Origin of the sequence: Staphylococcus epidermidis (genome assembly GCF_006742205.1) — a bacterium.
GTDB classification, from domain to species: domain Bacteria; phylum Bacillota; class Bacilli; order Staphylococcales; family Staphylococcaceae; genus Staphylococcus; species Staphylococcus epidermidis.
In genome coordinates, this window is record NZ_AP019721.1 from 914,007 (window position 1) to 935,034 (window position 21,028).

17 protein-coding genes are annotated in these 21,028 nt (G+C 31.8%); 11 read left to right on the plus strand and 6 right to left on the minus strand.

Annotation, left to right across the window (positions count from 1 at the left end; translation table 11 throughout):
• Positions 1-80: 80 nt before the first annotated feature.
• From FNL83_RS04510 to FNL83_RS04520, 3 genes are all read right to left on the minus strand, one after another.
• A complete protein-coding gene (locus FNL83_RS04510; RefSeq protein WP_001830423.1) occupies positions 81-1,460 on the minus strand; it encodes an aldehyde dehydrogenase in 1,380 nt (459 codons plus the stop codon).
• A 299-nt stretch (positions 1,461-1,759) separates the two neighbouring features.
• Positions 1,760-2,689, minus strand: coding sequence for a manganese-dependent inorganic pyrophosphatase (locus FNL83_RS04515; RefSeq protein ID WP_001830428.1), 930 nt, complete (start codon positions 2,687-2,689; stop codon positions 1,760-1,762).
• A gap of 54 nt (positions 2,690-2,743) precedes the next feature.
• On the minus strand, positions 2,744-3,298 hold the full coding sequence (locus FNL83_RS04520; protein WP_002457081.1) for a cysteine hydrolase family protein: 555 nt from the start codon (positions 3,296-3,298) through the stop codon (positions 2,744-2,746).
• Between the two features lie 191 nt (positions 3,299-3,489).
• On the opposite strand from FNL83_RS04520, the gene FNL83_RS04525 reads away from it, so the two are divergent.
• Entirely contained in the window at positions 3,490-4,587 is a 1,098-nt protein-coding gene (locus FNL83_RS04525) for a glycosyl hydrolase family 28-related protein (RefSeq protein WP_002457082.1), read from the plus strand.
• A 452-nt stretch (positions 4,588-5,039) separates the two neighbouring features.
• Here FNL83_RS04525 and FNL83_RS04530 read toward each other — a convergent pair whose 3' ends face one another.
• Both FNL83_RS04530 and FNL83_RS04535 read right to left on the minus strand, forming a co-directional pair.
• Positions 5,040-5,843: a prephenate dehydratase gene (locus FNL83_RS04530; protein WP_002489911.1), complete on the minus strand. Its 804-nt coding sequence runs from the start codon at positions 5,841-5,843 to the stop codon at positions 5,040-5,042.
• Positions 5,844-5,861: 18 nt separating this feature from the next.
• Complete coding sequence (locus FNL83_RS04535; protein WP_002485250.1) at positions 5,862-6,929, minus strand: nitric oxide synthase oxygenase; 1,068 nt, start codon at positions 6,927-6,929, stop codon at positions 5,862-5,864.
• Positions 6,930-7,120: 191 nt separating this feature from the next.
• On the opposite strand from FNL83_RS04535, the gene FNL83_RS04540 reads away from it, so the two are divergent.
• The 10 genes from FNL83_RS04540 to FNL83_RS04585 all read left to right on the plus strand — a co-directional run bounded on the left by FNL83_RS04540 (position 7,121) and on the right by FNL83_RS04585 (position 18,838).
• Positions 7,121-8,590, plus strand: coding sequence for a nicotinate phosphoribosyltransferase (locus FNL83_RS04540; RefSeq protein ID WP_001830368.1), 1,470 nt, complete (start codon positions 7,121-7,123; stop codon positions 8,588-8,590).
• On the plus strand, positions 8,583-9,410 hold the full coding sequence (gene nadE / locus FNL83_RS04545) for an NAD(+) synthase (protein WP_001832476.1): 828 nt from the start codon (positions 8,583-8,585) through the stop codon (positions 9,408-9,410). The genes FNL83_RS04540 and nadE overlap by 8 nt, the downstream gene beginning before the upstream one ends.
• A gap of 73 nt (positions 9,411-9,483) precedes the next feature.
• Positions 9,484-10,110 (plus strand): DUF2179 domain-containing protein, encoded by a 627-nt coding sequence (locus FNL83_RS04550; protein ID WP_001830398.1) that lies wholly within the window; start codon positions 9,484-9,486, stop codon positions 10,108-10,110.
• Complete coding sequence (locus FNL83_RS04555) at positions 10,094-10,273, plus strand: NETI motif-containing protein (RefSeq protein WP_001830380.1); 180 nt, start codon at positions 10,094-10,096, stop codon at positions 10,271-10,273. Before FNL83_RS04550 ends, FNL83_RS04555 begins: the two co-directional genes overlap by 17 nt.
• Positions 10,274-10,684: 411 nt before the next feature.
• Positions 10,685-11,980, plus strand: a complete 1,296-nt coding sequence (gene purB, locus FNL83_RS04560) for an adenylosuccinate lyase (protein WP_001830440.1) — start codon at positions 10,685-10,687, stop codon at positions 11,978-11,980.
• Positions 11,981-12,104: 124 nt separating this feature from the next.
• Positions 12,105-12,407: a YerC/YecD family TrpR-related protein gene (locus tag FNL83_RS04565; protein WP_001830443.1), complete on the plus strand. Its 303-nt coding sequence runs from the start codon at positions 12,105-12,107 to the stop codon at positions 12,405-12,407.
• 323 nt (positions 12,408-12,730) lie between these two features.
• Positions 12,731-13,423 carry a heptaprenylglyceryl phosphate synthase gene (gene pcrB, locus FNL83_RS04570; protein ID WP_001830396.1) on the plus strand — a complete coding sequence of 231 codons (693 nt, stop codon included), beginning with the start codon at positions 12,731-12,733 and terminating at the stop codon, positions 13,421-13,423.
• Positions 13,420-15,609 carry a DNA helicase PcrA gene (gene pcrA, locus FNL83_RS04575; protein ID WP_001830418.1) on the plus strand — a complete coding sequence of 730 codons (2,190 nt, stop codon included), beginning with the start codon at positions 13,420-13,422 and terminating at the stop codon, positions 15,607-15,609. The genes pcrB and pcrA overlap by 4 nt, the downstream gene beginning before the upstream one ends.
• A 3-nt stretch (positions 15,610-15,612) precedes the next feature.
• Complete coding sequence (gene ligA / locus FNL83_RS04580) at positions 15,613-17,610, plus strand: NAD-dependent DNA ligase LigA (RefSeq protein WP_001830451.1); 1,998 nt, start codon at positions 15,613-15,615, stop codon at positions 17,608-17,610.
• A gap of 19 nt (positions 17,611-17,629) precedes the next feature.
• The gene (locus FNL83_RS04585) at positions 17,630-18,838 is read left to right on the plus strand and encodes a CamS family sex pheromone protein (protein WP_001830442.1); all 1,209 of its coding nucleotides are present in this window, start codon (positions 17,630-17,632) and stop codon (positions 18,836-18,838) included.
• Positions 18,839-19,165: 327 nt separating this feature from the next.
• On the opposite strand, the gene putP is transcribed toward FNL83_RS04585, so the two are convergent.
• The gene (gene putP, locus FNL83_RS04590) at positions 19,166-20,701 is read right to left on the minus strand and encodes a sodium/proline symporter PutP (protein ID WP_002489904.1); all 1,536 of its coding nucleotides are present in this window, start codon (positions 20,699-20,701) and stop codon (positions 19,166-19,168) included.
• Positions 20,702-21,028 lie beyond the last annotated feature (327 nt).

The window sequence follows — 21,028 nt, forward strand, 5'->3', positions numbered from 1 at the left end:
AAAGCCCTTGAGTGGTTATGAGATAAAAAAACAAAACTCTGTATATCACTCAAGGGCAAATCATATGGAGATAACTAACACTAGTTCTTGAAGAAGGTTTTAATATATTTAAATTTACCTTTATATGGAGGGAAAAATAAACTCGATTCTAGACGTGTAGATTTAAATGTGTATGATTTCATATGACTAAATGTATCAAAAGAATACTTACCATGATATTGACCTATGCCTGAAGAACCTACACCACCGAAAGGTAAGTTAGGATTAGCTAAATGCATTAACGTATCGTTAATTGCACCGCCCCCAAATGATAATTCTTCAACCACTCTATGTGTCATGTTTTCATCTTCGCTAAAAAGATACAAACTTAGTGGTTTTGATTTACTTTGGATGATTTCAAGTACTTCATCGAAATTATCATAAGTAATAATAGGCAAAATGGGACCGAATATTTCTTCTTTCATGATTTTATTGTCATTGGTTATGTTATCCAATAAAGTAGGTTCAATATATAAATCTTCTTTAGAACTATTACCTCCAAAAACAACATTATCTTTATGAATTTGAATCAAGTCATTCAACCGATTAAAGTGTTTTTGATTAACAATCCGTCCGAAATCAGGGCTTTTTTCAATATTTTCTCCGTAAAATTCAGTAATTGTTTTTTTAAGAGCTTTTATTAAATCATTTTTAACTTTCCGCTGAACTAATATATAATCTGGAGCGACACATGTTTGACCAGCATTAGTAAATTTACCAAAACTAATACGTTCACTCGCTACTTTGATATTGGCTGTATCATCGACAATGACAGGTGATTTACCGCCAAGTTCAAGAGTAACTGGAATTAATTTTCTTGCTGCAGCTTCATAGACAATTTTTCCGACTTTTTCACTGCCAGTAAAGAACATATAATCAAATGGTAGACTTAATAACGTTTGGGTTTCTTCAATACCACCTTCAACAACAGAAACGTATGCTTCATCAAATGTATCTTCAATGATGTCCTTGATCACAATGGCAACATGAGGTGTTAACTCTGAAGGTTTAACTATAGCAGTATTTCCGGCAGCTATTGCTCCGATGAGAGGCTCGAAAACTAATTGAACCGGATAATTAAATGGTCCTATAATAAGCACCGTACCGTAAGGTTCTTTTTTAATATAACTCTTTGTAGGGAATAAGTAGAGTGGTGTATCCGTTTGTTTGGTTTTCGACCAATTTTTTAACTCTTTGCGCATTAGCTTTATGCTTTTCAAAAGCATACCAATTTCAGTTGCGTATGCTTCAACCTTACTTTTACCTAAATCTTTATATAAGGCATCTAATAATTCATTTTCATGATTTTTGATATTTTTACTTAGTAATTTAAGTTGTTGTTTTCGAAATTTAAGGTTTTTTGTTTTATGCGTATTAAAAAAAGCTTTACTATTGTTAAATTTATCTCTAATTATTGTCATAAAATTACCTCCAAATTATTTTTTTGGTAAAGAGGTTGAGATAGTCCTGAATATATTAAATGAGAACATAAAAAGATTAGTGATTATTTCTTCTTAAATATAAAAATTTTGTTTAAAAAGTTACAAAAAGGGAGTGGAATAGAATTCATATCGAATTCTTAGTCCACTCCTGAAATTTAGAACTAACAATTTAATAACACCTGATATCAATGTGTTATTAAATCAATCAACTACTGAGAAATTACTCTAGGATGAAAAAATATATCATGGGCAACAATATAGTTTTAATGCTTTTAAAGTTATTGAGTTAAAACTTCAGTGATTTGAGGAACAACTTGTTTTTTTCGTGATACAACGCCAGATAAGAAAGCCATACCATCATCTAGTTGTACTTTAAATGCTTCTCCAACTTTATCTTTTTCAGCACCAACTACAAGGATTTTAGAATCGCTGTTAATAATATCAGTAACTACAAGAACGAATAAATCGTATTTTTCATTGGCACTCATTTCTAACATAACTTTTTCAAATTCCTCTTTACGATCTAAAACTTCATCAATATCTACAGTATTGACTTGAGCAATACGTGTTACATAATCTCCCATATTGAATGATTTAGCATCCATATTGACAAGTGTTTCAGCAGATTTATCTGTAGTTGAAGCACCTGCTTTTAACATTTCTAAACCATATGCTTCTAAATCAACATTTGCAATATCTTTAAGTGCTTGAGCAGCATCTACATCTTCTTTTGTGCAGGTAGGTGATTTAAATAATAAACTATCAGAAATTATAGCTGAAATCATAAGTCCAGCGATTTCTGGTTTAATTTCAAATCCACGTTCTTTATACATTTTATATAAAATTGTTGCACTACAACCAACTGGTTCTGCTCTATAGTATAAAGGGCCAGCTGTTTCAAAGTTAGAAATTCTGTGATGATCTATCACATGTTTAATTGTAGCGTTTGAAATAGTATCTGCACTTTGTTGAAACTCGTTATGGTCGACTAAAATAACATCTTGTCCTTTTAAATCTTCGTTTAATAATTCTGGAGCTTCTACGTTAAAATAATCTAGTGCAAATTGAGTTTCCGCACTTATTTCACCTAAACGATAAGCTTTTGCTTCAGTATTACCAGTTTGTTGCTCAAAATCAGCCATAATTAAAGCTGAAGAAATAGCATCAGTATCTGGATTTTTGTGCCCGAAAATAAAAGTTTTTGTCATTTTCAATATCTCCTTATACATATATTGTTAATCATATTTTATCATGATTGTTGTTTAATCTTCTACTTTTGCACCAAGAGAATTTTTAAAATGGGAGAGTGCCCATTGATGACCATCTTGATTAAAAGATGCTACGCCTCTAATTGGGATAGTGATGTTATAACCTAAATTGTATGCTGAAACAGCGGTATGCAAAATACAAATATCCGTGCAAACACCCACAATTTCAATATCATTGATTTGTCTTTCACGTAATAAACTATCTAATGGTGTACCGTAGAATGAATCGTATCTCGTTTTATCTAAATAATGTACATTCATTTGGTCTTTAATTGAGTTGTATAATCTACCTACCTCGCCATATAACTCACGACCTGGTGTTTGATGAATATTATGATTGGGGAATAATTTACTTTCAGGATGAAATTTATCATTTTCATAATGCAAGTCCATTAGGAAAAATATTTCCTGTTGATTATTATGATAATTTTTTATACGCTGAGTAATAAAAGTTTCAATTTCTTGTCCAGGTTTGCCACATGTTAATTTACCATTATCGTCAATAAAATCAAAAGAGTAATCTACAATGATTAATGCTTTGTTACTCATTAGAACAGCCTCCCAATATGTGTTTAAAAAGCGTTAGATTGGTATATTTATATAAAGCTAAAACTTTTGTAATCGTTTAAATTAAATTGGCAGTAAAAATATACACCATAATTAAAACGAAATGTAATTATAGTATATAGACTTTACTTTAAGCACACAATCATTATTTAAAATATATGAGGAGTTATAACATGTTTATCAATGCAAAAGATTTCGGATTAAAAGAAAAAAGTAAATATAAGGATACAAGAGCGATTCAAAAAGCATTAAATTACGCAAAAAAAGGCAGACACACTGTTTATATACCTAAAGGAACTTATTATATCAGAAAAGCTTTAGTTATTTATGATTCTACAACATTGTTATTGGAAGAAGGTGCAACACTTTTAAGAAAAGGGAAAGATGCATTATTAAAAAATGGTAGACGCTTAAAGCTATATCATGGCTATAATGGAAATAGTCACATTTATATTAAAGGAGGAACTTTTGATATGAATGGAGGCGAATATCCATATAATAATACAGCCATGTGCATGGGACATGCAGAAGACATTCAAATTTTAGGTGTAACATTCAAAAATATTGTTGGAGGGCATGCACTCGACGCATGCGGAATCAATGGTTTACACATATCAGAATGTGAATTTAAAGGATTTCTTGATATTGATGGAGATCGTTCTTTTTCTGAAGCAGTACAATTGGACATACAAGTACCTGGTGCTTTTCCTAAATTTGGAACTACAGATGGAACGATTACGAAAAATGTTGTCATTGAAAAATGTTATTTTGGCTGTTCAGATCATCCTAAAATGAAAGCGTGGAATAGAGCTATTGGCTCTCATGCCAGTAGATATAACTGCTATTATGAAAACATTCATATCAATCAAAACATCTTTGATAATTTAAATGAGTATGCTTTAACTCCTCTAAAGTCAAAAGACACATTTATTACAAAAAATAAATTTATAAATTGTAATGGTGGAATAAGATTTCTTGGAGTGAAGGATGGTAAAAATGCTGCCGATCCTATTACAGGACAAGTGATGGAAACTCAAGCTGGTGAGAATTTCAATGTGATAGGTAATACTTTTATTGGTAAGATGAAAAGAGATGCGATTCATATTAGAAGTTATCATCACGTCCAACATCAAAACGTTTTTATAGCGGCAAATCAATTTGAAGATGCTTCACAATCAATACATTTAGAAAATATTAATGGACTTACTTTAAATCAGGAACAAACAAAAATCAAAATCAAGAGTATTGATGTGAAAAACATCAGTAATTAAAGATTTAGAAATATATTAATCATATAGTAAAAGCATAAGAGTACAATCGTTAATAGGTAAAATGATTACTGAAGTTTCCATTGGTAGAGTAAGTTGAATCATGTCATAATTTTTATACTTAGGGCACCTCGTTAATTTAGTTTAGTGATGTTTATTAAATTATACGAAAGTGCCTTATTTTTTTAGAGTATTTCAATGTGAAATTACATATAAGAGCAAAGTATTTTGGCGAGACTCATGAGGGAATAGGACAAGCTGAAGACTTATATAGGCTGAAGCTGTCTCATAAGAAAGCAAGCCAACAATACAAAGTATTGTAAATAAAGAAGCCAGTAAATGAATTTACAAAAACTCATTTACTGGCTATTTTCTAGGAATTATGTCCCGGCCTCTTATTTTATGAAATTATAAAAAATATTGTATTCACAAGAATTTTTACAATTCATGTAAAGTTAGTTTTTCTTATTAAAAGCGCCGATAATTTTAACTTGAAAATCCAAAGTCTCTAAAATTGAAATAATTTTATTCACATCATTATTTATAGCAGTATCGGCTTGAACATAAAAATGATACATACCTAATTGAGTTTTAAGTGGTCTAGATTCAATCCACGATAAATTTATGTTGAATAAAGTAAAAGTATTTAAAACACTAGCTAAAAGTCCTGGCTTATCATACTTAGGCGTGATAAGGAAGATAGTTGTGTTTGGATGTTCAATAAAATGAGTATGATTTTTCACTACTAAAAATCTAGTTACATTATGAGGGTAATCTTGTATATGTTGATCTAAAGTATGGTAGCCATAAGTTTCCCCACTCCCAATAGGAGCTATTGCTCCAATACCATCTTTTATCATGTTAAGGCTTTGAATAGTGCTATCTACATAATCATAGTCAAACTGTTGACGATGAATGTAGTTTATTGTTTGACTGATTGCTGGAGCAATTGAATATACTTTATGAATATCATCAAGTGAATTTGAATGATGACCGTAAAGTGAAAAATCTATATCTAGTTGAATTTCACCATGTGCGTATACATCATGATGTGCTAATGAATCAGCGACAATGTTAATAGTACCTTCAATAGAGTTTTCAATAGGGACAATTCCGACAGCCTGTTTATCTTTAGATACGGATTGAATGACTTCATGCAAGTTAGATAATGGAATGAAGTCATACTGTTCATGTGATTCAAATTGCTTAGCGGCTAGATATGAAAAAGTTCCTTTAGGTCCTAGATAATATAAATGCATTATGCCACCTCGTTTAAATTAATGGAAAGGGCACTTCATAGGTTCTTCTTTTTTATAGAAGAAATTCGTATGATGCATTGTATTATCATATCCATGATGATAGTTAGAAGTTAAAGTTGGTGAAAGTGGAGGTGCCAGCCAAGACCACTTACCAGTAACATTTCTGTTTTGTTGATGTTCATTTCGTTCAAACATTTCAAATTGCTTCGCTGCAGTTAAGTGGTCAACAATAGAAACACCATCAGCTTTAAATGAATGATACACAGCATGATTTAACTCTACGAGTGCTCGATCTTTATTAAATGAATTATTTTTAAGTGTATCAAATTCAAAAGCTTCTGCAACTTTTTCTAAAAGATTATAACGATAGGTGTCTGTGAAATTACGTACAGCAATTTCGGTTACCATATACCATCCATTAAAAGGTGCTGTAGGGTAAGTAATACCACCGATTTTTAAATCCATATTTGAAATAATAGGTACCGCATACCATTTTAAACCTAATTTTGAAAGCTTGGGATAGTGTTCATGATGTATAGAAACTTCTTTTACAATATCATTTGGAAGTTCGTGTATTTTTATAGTGTCGTTAGGCAATTGATAAATCAGAGGTAAAATATCAAAATTTGAACCTTTACCTTTCCAACCTAGATGTTCAGCTAAACGAGTAACCTTTTTTTCAGATGGATCGCCAACATTTTCATAACCAGCATAACGAATCAACTGATTATTATAAATTTTAGGTGTATCTTCAGGACTAAAAATTGTAATATATGGTTTGATTTTTCCGCCGTTAGTAGCTTCTTTAATATGTGTATGTATAAATTTTATAAATTCTTTTTCGTCACATACATCTCGGGCATCTTTAACATTTAAAGAATTCCAAAACAGTCTACCAATACAACGATTTGAGTTTCTCCATGCCATTTTTGCACCGTAAGATAATTCTTCATAAGTATGTGTGTAACTACCAGTCAAGTTAATTTCTTGCTCAATCTCTTTCATTCTATTTTCAATTTCATTAGTATTATATTTTAATTCGCTATACATGGTCTGAATAAATGATCTTGCTTTATCTATTAGCATTTAAAACACCTCAATCGTCATTATACGTGAGCATATACTGTTTCTTGAATAATATAGGTAATTGTCATAAATTTGTCGACACTATATTAGAATTTATTAGGAAATAAATGTAAATCAAACATGCAAGTACCTACTATATATGAATTATGATAAAATAATTGTAAATATTTAAGTCGATTGGAGAGGTTAAAGTGTACCAATATAACGACGATAGCTTAATGTTACACAATGATTTATATCAAATTAATATGGCTGAAAGCTACTGGAATGATGGTATCCATGAAAGAATAGCAGTGTTTGATTTGTATTTTCGAAAAATGCCATTTAATAGTGGATATGCGGTATTCAACGGATTGAAACGCGTTGTGAATTTCATCGAAAACTTTGGGTTTACAAATGAAGATATCACATATTTAAAATCGATAGGTTATGAAGAAGATTTTCTAAATTACCTAAAAGATTTGAAATTTACAGGGAATATTAAATCTATGCAAGAAGGTGAAATTTGTTTTGGTAATGAGCCATTATTAAGAGTTGAAGCACCTTTAATCCAAGCGCAACTTATTGAAACTATTTTGTTAAATATCATTAATTTCCAAACATTAATTGCAACTAAAGCCAGCCGAATTCGTCAAATAGCAACTCATGACACTTTGATGGAATTTGGTACAAGAAGAGCTCAAGAGATCGATGCTGCACTGTGGGGCGCTAGAGCAGCCTTTATTGGAGGGTTTGATTCTACAAGTAATGTTAGAGCAGGAAAACTTTTTAATATACCTGTATCTGGCACACATGCACACGCACTAGTACAAACATATGGTGATGAGTATATAGCATTCAAAAAGTATGCTGAGCGACATAAAAATTGTGTGTTCTTAGTTGATACTTTTCATACTTTAAAATCAGGAGTACCAACCGCAATTAAGGTTGCAAAAGAGTTAGGAGATACTATTAATTTTATAGGTATCAGATTAGATTCTGGTGATATTGCGTACCTATCTAAAGAAGCTCGTAGAATGTTAGATGAGGCTGGTTTTACAGAAGCTAAAATTATCGCATCAAATGATTTGGATGAGCAGACTATTACAAGTTTAAAAGCACAAGGCGCTAAAGTTGACGGATGGGGAGTAGGTACAAAACTGATTACAGGATATGATCAACCAGCCTTAGGTGCAGTTTATAAATTGGTTTCTATTGAAACAGATGATGGCACAATGAGTGATCGCATTAAATTATCAAATAATGCTGAGAAAGTTACTACACCAGGCAAAAAAAATGTTTATCGTATTATTAATAATAAAACAGGCAAGGCTGAGGGCGACTATATTACGCTAGAAGGTGAAAATCCTAATGACGAATCTCCATTGAAAATGTTCCATCCTGTTCACACTTACAAAATGAAGTTTATTAAATCATTTAAAGCGGTTAATCTACATCAATCTATATTTGAAAATGGCAAACTTGTATACCATCTTCCAGATGAATATGAAGCTCAGGACTATCTTAAAAATAATTTAAGTATTTTATGGGAAGAAAATAAACGATATCTTAACCCGCAAGATTATCCAGTAGATTTAAGCACTAAATGTTGGGAAAATAAGCATAAGCGTATTTTTGAAGTTGCTGAACACGTTAAAGAGATGGAGGATGAAAATGAGTAGATTGCAAGATGTTGTGGTTAATGAAATGAAAGTAAAAAAACAAATTGACAGTGTAGAGGAAATCCAGGAAATTAAGCAATTTATTAAAGCGTATGTAAAATCACATTCATTTATACAAACTCTTGTTCTTGGAATATCAGGTGGTCAAGACTCTACTCTAACAGGTAAGTTAGCACAATTAGCAGTAAATGAATTGAAAGAAGAGGGACGTAACTGTAAATTTATAGCAGTGAAATTACCTTATGGTGTGCAACAAGACGCTCATGAAGTAGAAGATGCACTTGAGTTTATTAATCCTGACACAACATATACAGTTAATATTAAACCAGCAGTTGATCAGAGTGTTCAATCACTTAGTGAAGCAGGCATCAAACTTACTGATTTTCAAAAGGGTAATGAAAAAGCACGTGAACGAATGAAAGTTCAATTTTCAATTGCTTCTAATACTCAAGGTATAGTTTTAGGAACTGATCACTCTGCCGAAAATATTACAGGATTTTACACTAAATATGGAGATGGTGCTGCGGACATTGCGCCTATCTTTGGGTTAAATAAAAGACAAGGTAAACAATTACTAGCTTATCTAGGAGCACCTAAACACCTTTATGAAAAAGTGCCAACAGCTGATTTAGAAGATGATAAACCTCAGTTACCAGACGAGGAAGCACTAGGCGTATCTTATCATGATATTGATGATTATTTAGAAGGTAAAGAAATTCCTGCAACTGCTCGTGAAACAATCGAAAAACATTATGTTAGAAATGCACATAAGCGTGAACTTGCTTATACACGATATTCATGGCCTAAATATAACAAATGAAAATTTATAAGTGACAAAATGATTGGCGACTGATAAAATAATCTGGATTTAAAAGTAAGAAAAGAGGAATAATATGTCAGCAATTGCTCAAAATCCATGGTTAATGGTCTTAGCAATTTTTATAATTAATGTATGTTATGTCACATTTTTAACAATGAGAACGATATTGACTTTGAAAGGTTATCGTTATGTTGCAGCAGTAGTTAGTTTTATGGAAGTCTTAGTTTATGTTGTTGGTTTAGGGTTAGTAATGTCTAGCCTAGACCAAATCCAAAATATTTTTGCTTATGCATTAGGATTCTCAGTCGGTATTATAGTAGGAATGAAAATCGAGGAAAAACTTGCGTTAGGTTATACAGTTGTCAATGTTACTTCATCGGAATATGAGTTAGATTTACCAAATGAATTAAGAAATTTAGGGTATGGTGTAACCCACTACGAAGCATTTGGTAGAGATGGAAGTCGAATGGTAATGCAAATATTAACACCAAGAAAATATGAATTAAAGTTAATGGATACTGTCAAGAACTTAGATCCCAAGGCATTTATTATAGCGTATGAACCAAGAAATATTCACGGAGGATTCTGGGTTAAGGGTGTACGTAAACGTAAACTGAAAGCTTATGAACCAGAACAACTGGAAGTTGTAGTAGATCACGAAGAAATAGTAGGTGGTAGCTCAAATGAGCAAAAAGTTTAGAGTTGAAGATAAAGAAACAATTGCAGATTGTCTCGACAGAATGAAAAAAGAAGGGTTTATGCCAATACGTCGTATTGAGAAACCAGTTTATAAAGAGAATAAAGATGGCAGTATAGAGATTTTAAAACAGGATATTATATTTGTAGGTGCTTTAATCCAATAAATATGATTAACTATAGAATGATAAAGCCTAGGACACTCACTATTGTCCTAGGTATTTTTATGCATTGATTACTGATAATAATGTTAATGCCGGTCTTATATAAATTGCTTTTAGACACTTGGTAATTCAACTGAAATGAGTTACTCTAGAAATTTTACAGGCGAAACGAATCGGAAATTTTATACTAAAAATTAAATAAAGCATTATCTTACATCTAACTATAGTTTTTACCAGATTGTGTTTCTAGATTGATTCAAATAAAATAGTAATAACTAGATAAACACTTATACATTTTAATCAAGTTCTGTTAAACTATAGATGAAAGCTTAGAAACGAACTTTTCTTATAAAAAATGTGATAATGTACAGTTTTTGTAGGAGCTATAATACATACGATAGGAGTTTACAAAGAATGATAGAACGTTATTCAAGAGATGAAATGTCTAGTATTTGGACGGATCAAAATCGCTATGAAGCATGGTTAGAAGTAGAGATTCTAGCGTGTGAAGCATGGAGTGAGTTAGGTTATATTCCTAAAGAAGATGTAAAAAAAATTCGTGAAAATGCCAAAGTAAATGTTGAACGCGCTAAAGAAATTGAACAAGAAACACGACACGATGTAGTTGCATTTACACGCCAAGTTTCTGAAACTTTAGGTGATGAACGTAAGTGGGTACATTATGGATTAACTTCCACTGATGTAGTTGACACTGCCTTAAGTTATGTAATTAAACAGGCAAACGAAATCCTTGAAAAAGATTTAGAAAGATTTATAGATGTATTAGCTGCCAAAGCTAAAAAATATCAATATACATTGATGATGGGGCGTACACATGGAGTTCATGCTGAGCCTACAACTTTTGGCGTAAAAATGGCTCTTTGGTATACTGAAATGAAACGTAATCTTAAGCGTTTTAAAGAAGTGCGTAAAGAAATAGAAGTAGGGAAAATGAGTGGAGCAGTAGGAACATTTGCCAATATTCCACCCGAAATTGAGGCTTACGTATGTGAACATTTAGGAATAGACACTGCAGCTATTTCTACTCAAACATTACAAAGAGATCGTCATGCTTATTACATTGCTACATTAGCACTAATTGCTACATCAATGGAAAAATTTGCAGTAGAAATTCGTAATTTACAAAAAACTGAAACTAGAGAAGTCGAAGAGGCATTTGCAAAAGGACAAAAAGGATCATCAGCAATGCCACATAAAAGAAATCCAATCGGTTCTGAAAATATTACAGGTATATCTCGTGTGATTCGAGGATATATTACTACTGCATACGAGAATATACCTTTATGGCATGAAAGAGATATCTCTCATTCTTCTGCAGAACGTATCATGTTACCAGATGTTACAATTGCTCTAGATTATGCACTTAATCGATTTACGAATATTGTTGATCGACTAACAGTTTATGAAGATAATATGAGAAATAATATTGATAAAACGTATGGTTTAATCTTCTCACAACGCGTACTACTAGCATTAATTAATAAAGGCATGGTACGTGAAGAAGCTTATGATAAAGTTCAACCTAAAGCAATGGAATCTTGGGAAACAAAAACACCATTTAGAGAGCTAATTGAACAAGATTCATCTATAACTGACGTTCTATCAAGTGAAGAATTAGATGATTGCTTCGATCCTAAGCATCATCTTAATCAGGTCGACACTATATTCGCGCGTGCTGGTTTATCTTAATTAAATCAAATTTAATACAAGACAAATGATTCTAATTTCCTATACATTTTTCATGAAACTACTACACTTTAACGAATTAGTAAGTTAAAATAATGAGAGAATATTTGTATAGGGGTTGTTCGAGATGCAAATTGAAAAATTAAGAGGTCAGTCATTAGATGAATTATTTGATGCGATCTTAGCACTAGAAAACAGAGAAGAATGTTATCAGTTTTTCGATGATTTATGTACTGTAAATGAAATACAGTCATTATCTCAGAGACTTCAAGTTGCTAAAATGATTAAGCAAGGTTATACTTATGCAACTATTGAAGAAGAGTCTGGTGCATCGACTGCAACGATTTCTAGAGTAAAGCGTTCGTTACAATGGGGTAATGATGCTTATACAATGATTTTGGATAGACTAAATATTGAAACAAAGGCATAAGAATGCATATACTTTCGTATGATTTCAGTGTTTCATTTAATACATTAATAGCTTTGAAAGATTTATTGAAATCTTTCGAAGCTATTTTTTAATGAAGATAAATTTTTAAAGATAATTAATTTAAGCATTCTATCTGATTTATTATAACGAATTTACACAGTATCTAGTTATTGAATTTAGTAGCAGTATAGTCATTTTTGCTTAAAGCATATGTTAAATTACATATGACTTAAAATCATATAGGATTAACTTATTTAGTCTTTAGAACTTAAAACTTAAAAATGCTATAATTTAGGGTATGTTAAATAAAGGAGTTTCATAAAATGTACGACATAACCAAGTGGAAACATATGTTTAAATTAGATCCGGCTAAATCAATTTCGGATGAAAATTTAGAGGCACTGTGTATGTCTAACACTGATGCAATAATTATTGGTGGGACAGATGATGTAACAGAAGATAATGTTATTCATTTAATGAGTAGAGTAAGACGTTATCCGTTACCACTTGTCTTAGAAGTTTCGAATGTAGAAAGTGTGATGCCTGGTTTTGATTTCTATTTTATTCCAACAGTCATGAATAGTAAGGATACAAAATATCATAACGAAATTTTACTAGAAGCCCTTAAAAAATATGGACATGTGATTAATTTTGATGAAGTTTTTTTCGAGGGATATGTCGTTCTAAACGCAAATAGTAAAGTTGCAAAAATTACCAAAGCTTATACTCAATTAGGTATAGAAGATGTCGAAGCATATGCACAAATGGCAGAAGAATTATATCGATTTCCAATCATGTACGTAGAATATAGTGGCACATATGGAGATGTTGATAAGGTTAAAGCGATTGCAAATATGCTTCAACATACTCAATTATTTTATGGCGGTGGTATAACAAACATTGACAAAGCTAACGAAATGTCTAACATTGCGGATACCATTGTTGTCGGCGATATTATATATAACGACATTAAAAAAGCATTAAAAACTGTAAAGATAAAGGAGTCTAATAAATGAATGCGCTAGTAAAAAATATGAATTCAGAGCAAAGTGAAGCGGTTAGAACAACAGAAGGCCCATTGCTTATTATGGCAGGTGCTGGATCAGGAAAGACACGTGTGTTAACACATCGCATTGCGTATTTATTAGATGAAAAAGATGTATCACCTTATAATATTTTAGCTATTACGTTTACAAATAAAGCAGCTAAAGAAATGAAGGCGCGTGTCGAACATCTTGTGGGAGAAGAAGCGCAAGTGATTTGGATGTCCACTTTTCACTCTATGTGTGTAAGAATTCTGAGAAGAGATGCTGATCGTATTGGCATTGAAAGAAATTTCACTATCATTGATCCTACCGATCAAAAATCAGTGATTAAAGATGTATTGAAAAGTGAAAATATAGACAGTAAGCGATTTGAGCCACGTATGTTTATTGGTGCAATTAGCAATTTGAAAAATGAATTAAAAACACCTGAGGATGCTCAAAAAGAGGCGAATGATTTTCACTCTCAAATGGTTGCAACGGTTTACAAAGGTTATCAAAGACAGTTATCACGTAATGAAGCACTCGACTTTGATGATTTAATTATGACAACTATTAATTTATTTGAACGTGTACCCGAAACTCTAGAATACTATCAAAATAAATTTCAATATATACATGTAGATGAGTATCAAGATACCAATAAAGCACAATATACCTTAGTAAAACTATTAGCAAACAAATTTAAAAATTTATGTGTTGTTGGTGATTCTGACCAATCTATTTATGGTTGGAGAGGAGCTGATATACAAAATATTTTATCTTTTGAAGAGGACTATCCTGAGGCAAAGACAATTTTCCTCGAACAGAACTATCGTTCAACTAAGAATATTTTAAATGCTGCAAATGAAGTTATAAAACATAATTCTGAACGTAAACCTAAAGGTCTATGGACTGCAAATTCTGGAGGAGACAAAATTCAGTATTATGAAGCTATGACTGAAAGAGATGAAGCAGAATACGTTGTTAAAGAAATAATGAAGCATCAACGCAGTGGTAAAAAATATAGTGAAATGGCTATATTATATAGAACAAATGCCCAATCACGTGTACTTGAGGAAACATTTATGAAATCAAATATTCCTTATACAATGGTTGGGGGTCAAAAGTTCTATGACCGTAAAGAAATTAAAGATTTACTTAGTTATTTAAGAGTTATTGCTAATAGCAATGATGATATTAGTTTGCAACGTATTATTAACGTGCCTAAACGTGGTATTGGACCTTCATCTGTTGAAAAAATCCAAACCTATGCACTTCAAAATAATATAAGTATGTTTGACGCATTGGCTGAGGTAGATTTTATAGGTCTCTCTAAAAAGGTAACTCAAGAATGTATCAGTTTTTATGAAATGATTCAAAATTTAATCAAAGAACAAGAATTTCTCGAAATTAGTGAAATCGTAGATGAAGTACTACAAAAATCAGGCTATAGAGACATGCTTGATCGAGAACAAAGTATTGAATCACGAAGTCGATTAGAAAACTTAGATGAATTTATGTCTGTACCTAAAGATTATGAGGAAAATACTCCTTTAGAGGAACAATCACTTATTAATTTTCTAACAGATTTATCATTAGTTGCTGATATTGACGAAGCAGATACACAGAATGGTGTAACATTGATGACAATGCATTCAGCAAAAGGTCTTGAATTTCCTATAGTTTTTATTATGGGAATGGAGGAGTCGTTGTTCCCACATATCAGAGCAATAAAAAGTGAAGATGATCATGAAATGGAAGAGGAACGTCGTATTTGTTATGTAGCAATTACACGAGCAGAAGAGTTGCTTTATATCACAAATGCAACGACCAGAATGTTGTTTGGTCGTTCTCAATCCAATATGCCATCTCGATTTTTAAAAGAAATCCCAGAAGACCTACTTGATAGTCATACCGGTCAAAAAAGACAAACTATATATCCCAAATCTCAACCTAAAAGAGGTTTTAGTAAGCGTACTACATCAACTAAAAAACAAGTTTCATCATCTGATTGGAAAGTAGGAGATAAAGTTATGCATAAAGCATGGGGTGAAGGGATGGTTAGTAACGTGAATGAAAAAAATGGATCTGTAGAGTTGGATATTATATTTAAATCAGAAGGTCCAAAACGATTATTAGCTCAGTTCGCACCAATAACAAAGAAGGAGGACTCATAGGGGATGCAAGGTGTTAAAAAGCGTGTGGAAAAATTACATGACTTATTGAATCAATATAGTTATGAATATTATGTACAAGATAATCCCTCAGTGCCTGACAGTGAGTATGATAAGTTATTACATGAGCTGATTGAAATTGAAGAAAAATATCCAGAATTCAAATCGACAGACTCTCCAACAGTGCGTGTGGGTGGCGAAGCTCAGTCTTCTTTTGAAAAAGTAAATCACGACACGCCTATGTTAAGTTTAGGTAATGCTTTTAATGAAGAAGATTTAAGAAAATTTGATCAACGTATTCGTGATAGTATTGGTAAGGTCGAATACATGTGTGAACTTAAAATAGATGGTTTGGCTGTTTCGCTCAAATATGAAAATGGTCGTTTTGTTCAAGGACTTACACGTGGTGATGGTACGACAGGTGAGGATATCACTGAAAATCTAAGAACTATACATGCTATACCACTAAAAATTAAAGAACCTCTCAATTTTGAGGTCCGTGGGGAAGCTTATATGCCACGTCGTTCATTCATTCATTTGAATAATGAAAAAGAACAAAATGGTGAACAACCTTTTGCAAATCCACGAAACGCTGCTGCAGGCTCTTTAAGACAACTTGACTCTAAACTAGCTGCGAAAAGAAAGTTAAGCGTCTTCTTATATAGTGTGAATGACCTAACCGAGTTTAATGCAACAACACAAAGTGAAGCGCTAGAGGAATTGGACCAATTAGGTTTTAAAACTAACCAAGAACGTGAACGAGTATCAGATATTGAGGGCGTACTTAATTATATAGAGAAATGGACAAGCAAAAGAGGATCTTTATCTTACGATATTGATGGTATTGTTATAAAAGTTAACGATTTATCTCAACAAGAGGAAATGGGTTATACGCAAAAATCTCCAAGATGGGCGATTGCTTATAAATTTCCAGCTGAAGAAGTTATTACAAAATTATTGGATATTGAGCTAAGTATTGGGCGTACGGGTGTTGTGACACCAACTGCAATTCTAGAACCTGTAAAAGTAGCTGGTACTACAGTTTCAAGAGCCTCACTTCATAATGAAGATTTAATACATGAAAGAGATATACGTATCGGAGATAGTGTTGTTATTAAAAAAGCCGGGGACATCATCCCTGAAGTTGTAAAAAGTATTTTAGATAGACGACCTAACGAATCGGAAATTTATCATATGCCAACACATTGTCCTAGTTGTGGACATGAATTAGTTCGTATTGAAGGAGAAGTTGCTTTACGTTGTATTAATCCAAAATGTCAGGCACAGCTTATTGAAGGACTTATACATTTCGTTTCAAGACAAGCGATGAATATAGATGGTTTAGGTACTAAAATTATTCATCAGCTATACGAAAATCAGTTAATCAAAGATGTCGCAGATATTTTCTATTTGAAAGAAGAAGATTTATTACCATTAGAGAGAATGGGAAAGAAGAAAGTTGATAATCTTTTATTAGCGATAGAAAAATCTAAAGAACAGTCATTAGAGCATTTATTATTTGGACTGGGTATTAGACATTTAGGTGTAAAAGCTAGTCAAGTACTTGCTGAGCGATATGAAACGATGGATCAACTTTTTAAAGTAACTGAAAGTGAATTAATTGAAATTCAAGATATTGGAGATAAACTTGCACAATCTGTTGTAACATATCTCGAAAATAGTGATATTCGTTCATTAATTGAAAAATTAAGTAATAAAAATGTTAATATGTCTTATAAAGGAATTAAAACAACTGAAATCGAAGGTCATCCTGATTTTAGTGGGAAAACAATTGTATTAACAGGGAAACTCGAGCAAATGACGAGAAATGAAGCATCTGAATGGTTGAAAATGCAAGGTGCTAAAGTTACAAACAGCGTGACTAAAAGTACTGATATTGTCATAGCTGGAGCAGATGCAGGGTCTAAATTAGCCAAAGCTGAGAAGTATGGTACTGAAATTTGGACTGAAGCAGCATTTATTGAAAAACAAAATGGAATCTAATAATTAGAGGAGTACGTGAATGAAGCGAACAATATTTTTACTCATGTCGATACTGTTATTATTAACGGCTTGCGGAGATGGACATAAACAAACTTCATCAGATAAAGAACAAAGTGAACATAAGGATAACCATAATAAAAATCAAGTGAAACAAATAGCGACTGATAAAAAAGTTCAAGGTGATAACTATAGGACTATATTACCCTTCAAAGAAAGCCAGGCTCGTGGATTATTACAAGATAATATGGCAAATGGTTATAATGGAGAAGATTTTGAAAGTGGTTTACTAGAATTAAGTAAAGAAATCTTTCCAACAAATAAGTATTTATATCAAGATGGACAATATTTAGATAAAAAAACGATTAATGCATACTTAGATCCGAAGTATACGAAAAAAGAAATTGACAAGATGAGCGAAAAAGAAAAGAAAAGCAAAAATGCTAATGAGAATCTTGGACTCAATCCATCTCACAATGGTGAAACAGATGAAGAGAAAATAGCTGAAAATTCTCCAGCCTATCTTTCAAATATACTCGAGCAGGATTTTTATGGAAATAGTGATTCTAAAGGTAAAAATATAAAAGGGATGACAATTGGTTTAGCCATGAATAGTGTTTATTATTACAAAAAAGAGAAAGATGGCGAAACATTTAGTAAAGATTTATCTGATAAAGAGATTGAAAAGCAAGGTAAACAGATGGCTAGTGAAATGCTTTCTCGTTTACGTGAGAATAGTGATTTGAAAGATATTCCTATTCATTTTGCTATCTATAAACAATCAAGTCAAGATTCCATTACACCAGGTGAATTTATAGTTGGTACTACGGTTGAAGAGGGTAAAACTAAAATTAACTCTTGGGATAATATTAATGAAAAAGCAGCCTTAATTCCTTCGTCAACTGCAGCTGATTATGATGAAACGCTGAATAATAACTTTAAACAGTTTAATGATAATTTGCAATCGTATTTTTCAAACTTCACACAAGCAGTTGGTAAGGTTAAATTCGTAAATAAAAAAGCTAAACAACTTACAGTTGATTTGCCTATAGATTATTACGGACAGGCAGAAACGATAGGTATTACACAATATGTTACAGAGCAAGCCGAAAAATATTTTGATAAACTAGATGAGTATGAAATTAGAATCAAAGATGGAAATACTCCACGTGCTCTCATTAGTAAAACTAAAGACGATAAAGAACCACAAGTTCATATCTATCATAATTAGTTACTGATGATGTATGACACCCGTTTCATTGTATAGAAAAGAATAGAATAGAATTCGAATTAAGTTTAATGGTCAATCCATTACCAAAGGAATATATTTGCAATTTGATGTTATTGATGATTTTGACTCATTTTTCAAGCCGTCAATAAATTTAAATGAAAAAAATTAGCTATGAAGAAATTTAAATTGATAGATTTCTTCATAGCTATTTTCTTATGTGAATAAAATAAATTGACACTGTATATTAGAGAAATATTTAAATTATACTTGTAATTGTTATTTAATTAATCAATATTATAATTTTGATATAGTCTGATAATTGTACATTTATTCTTTAACGACGTGTTTAACTTTATTAAGATTTTCAATAACATAATCATCAGGTTTTTTTGTTAATTTACTTACGATGTACGTAATCAATACGCTAACTATGAAACCTGGAATGATTTCATACATACCAAAGAATGCATTGATTGTAGCCAAGGGTTTTATCCAAGAAATCCAAACAATAACAACTACAGCACCAGCTACCATTCCGCTAATAGCTCCTGCACGTGTTAAATCTTTCCAATATAAAGAGTAGAGTACTAAAGGACTAAATGCAGCTCCAAAACCAGCCCAAGCATTACCAACTAAATTTAGTATTGTATCGTTTGGATGCCAAGCAATCGTAATAGCAACTATCGCAACAAGTAGAACTGATAAGCGTCCAATCAAAACAAACTCTTTTTGGTGTGATGATGCTTTATCTGAACCTCTGATTAGTTTATAGAAATCTTCAGTTAAAGAACTTGATGTTACTAGTAATTGTGAAGAGATAGTACTCATTATTGCAGCAAGGATGGCTGCTAATAAAAATCCACCTACAAGCGGATGAAATAATATTTGACTCATCACAATAAATAGTGTTTCAGGATCTTCTAATTTAATATGTCTTTCAGATATAAATGAAATTCCTGTTAATCCCACACCAATCGCTCCTAATAGACCGACTGCCATCCAACTTATTCCCAGACGTCTGGCTTTTGGTAGTAATTTATGTGATTTGATAGACATAAATCTTACTATAATATGTGGTTGACCAAAATATCCGAGTCCCCATGAGAATAATGAAACAATGCCTAAAACAGTGGTTCCTCTAAATAAATCTAAGGTTGTAGGTTTCATTTGAGCAATATCATGAAATGTATCCCAACCGTTGAGTTTAAGCAATGCAACGATAGGTACCATTACCATAGCAATAAGCATAATCACACCTTGAAAAAAATCAGTAATTGATACAGCTAAATAGCCACCAAAGAAAGTGTAAAAAATAACTATAATAGCCACTATCAAGAGTCCAGCATGATAATTCAATCCAAATGCACTTTCAAAGAGTTTTCCGCCAGAAACGAAACCTGAATGCGTATATAGAGTGAAAAATACGACAATAATCAATCCTGAAATAATTTTAATAATATTTTTCTTATCATCTAGTCTATTTTTAAAAAAGTCTGGGAGTGTAATAGCATCTCCCGCAATCTCAGTATAAACACGTAGTCTTGGAGCAACAACAAAATAATTAATGTATGCACCTAAGGTTAATCCAATGGTTATCCAAATGGCGGATAAACCTGTACTGTATACTGAACCTGGAAGTCCCATAATCATCCATCCAGACATGTCAGAGGCACCAGCTGATAAAGCTGTGATATATGGTCCGATACTACGTCCCCCCAACATAAATTCACTTAAGTTTCCAGTAGCTTGTCGATAACCATAGAAGCCAATAATTAGAAGGATTATGAAATAGACAATAATCATAACGTAAGTCTGCCAATTTGCATCAATTTGATTACTGAGAGCTGTACCTAATGTAAACATAATTAACACTCCCTTTATTAAATAATGATATAAGATACATGTAACATTATACAATGTAACTAAATGTTCAGAAAAGTAAAAAATTTAATAGTAGTATAAAAAGTCTTTGATAAAAGGTTTTTAACTCTAGATGTGTCTTATAATTAATTAATATCTATTGCATAAATATGTATAAAATTATTGTTAGAATTAAACTTTAATTCATCTATCATTTTAAAACATAGAGATGATAATTAAGGGAATTCTTATGTAAAAGTTCATTAAACACCTTAATATCAAGTGTTTATTTTGAGTAACTTATTCATAAATATTTAGATTTTTGGTTCG

Bases quoted from the DNA above. Each gene is read 5' to 3' on its own strand.
- FNL83_RS04510 (WP_001830423.1), bottom strand. From the start codon at position 1,460: ATGACAATAATTAGAGATAAATTTAACAATAGTAAAGCTTTTTTTAAT.
- FNL83_RS04515 (WP_001830428.1), bottom strand. From the start codon at position 2,689: ATGACAAAAACTTTTATTTTCGGGCACAAAAATCCAGATACTGATGCT.
- FNL83_RS04520 (WP_002457081.1), bottom strand. From the start codon at position 3,298: ATGAGTAACAAAGCATTAATCATTGTAGATTACTCTTTTGATTTTATT.
- FNL83_RS04525 (WP_002457082.1), top strand. From the start codon at position 3,490: ATGTTTATCAATGCAAAAGATTTCGGATTAAAAGAAAAAAGTAAATAT.
- FNL83_RS04530 (WP_002489911.1), bottom strand. From the start codon at position 5,843: ATGCATTTATATTATCTAGGACCTAAAGGAACTTTTTCATATCTAGCC.
- FNL83_RS04535 (WP_002485250.1), bottom strand. From the start codon at position 6,929: ATGCTAATAGATAAAGCAAGATCATTTATTCAGACCATGTATAGCGAA.
- nadE (WP_001832476.1), top strand. From the start codon at position 8,583: ATGAGTAGATTGCAAGATGTTGTGGTTAATGAAATGAAAGTAAAAAAA.
- FNL83_RS04550 (WP_001830398.1), top strand. From the start codon at position 9,484: ATGTCAGCAATTGCTCAAAATCCATGGTTAATGGTCTTAGCAATTTTT.
- FNL83_RS04555 (WP_001830380.1), top strand. From the start codon at position 10,094: ATGAGCAAAAAGTTTAGAGTTGAAGATAAAGAAACAATTGCAGATTGT.
- purB (WP_001830440.1), top strand. From the start codon at position 10,685: ATGATAGAACGTTATTCAAGAGATGAAATGTCTAGTATTTGGACGGAT.
- FNL83_RS04565 (WP_001830443.1), top strand. From the start codon at position 12,105: ATGCAAATTGAAAAATTAAGAGGTCAGTCATTAGATGAATTATTTGAT.
- pcrB (WP_001830396.1), top strand. From the start codon at position 12,731: ATGTACGACATAACCAAGTGGAAACATATGTTTAAATTAGATCCGGCT.
- pcrA (WP_001830418.1), top strand. From the start codon at position 13,420: ATGAATGCGCTAGTAAAAAATATGAATTCAGAGCAAAGTGAAGCGGTT.
- ligA (WP_001830451.1), top strand. From the start codon at position 15,613: ATGCAAGGTGTTAAAAAGCGTGTGGAAAAATTACATGACTTATTGAAT.
- FNL83_RS04585 (WP_001830442.1), top strand. From the start codon at position 17,630: ATGAAGCGAACAATATTTTTACTCATGTCGATACTGTTATTATTAACG.
- putP (WP_002489904.1), bottom strand. From the start codon at position 20,701: ATGTTTACATTAGGTACAGCTCTCAGTAATCAAATTGATGCAAATTGG.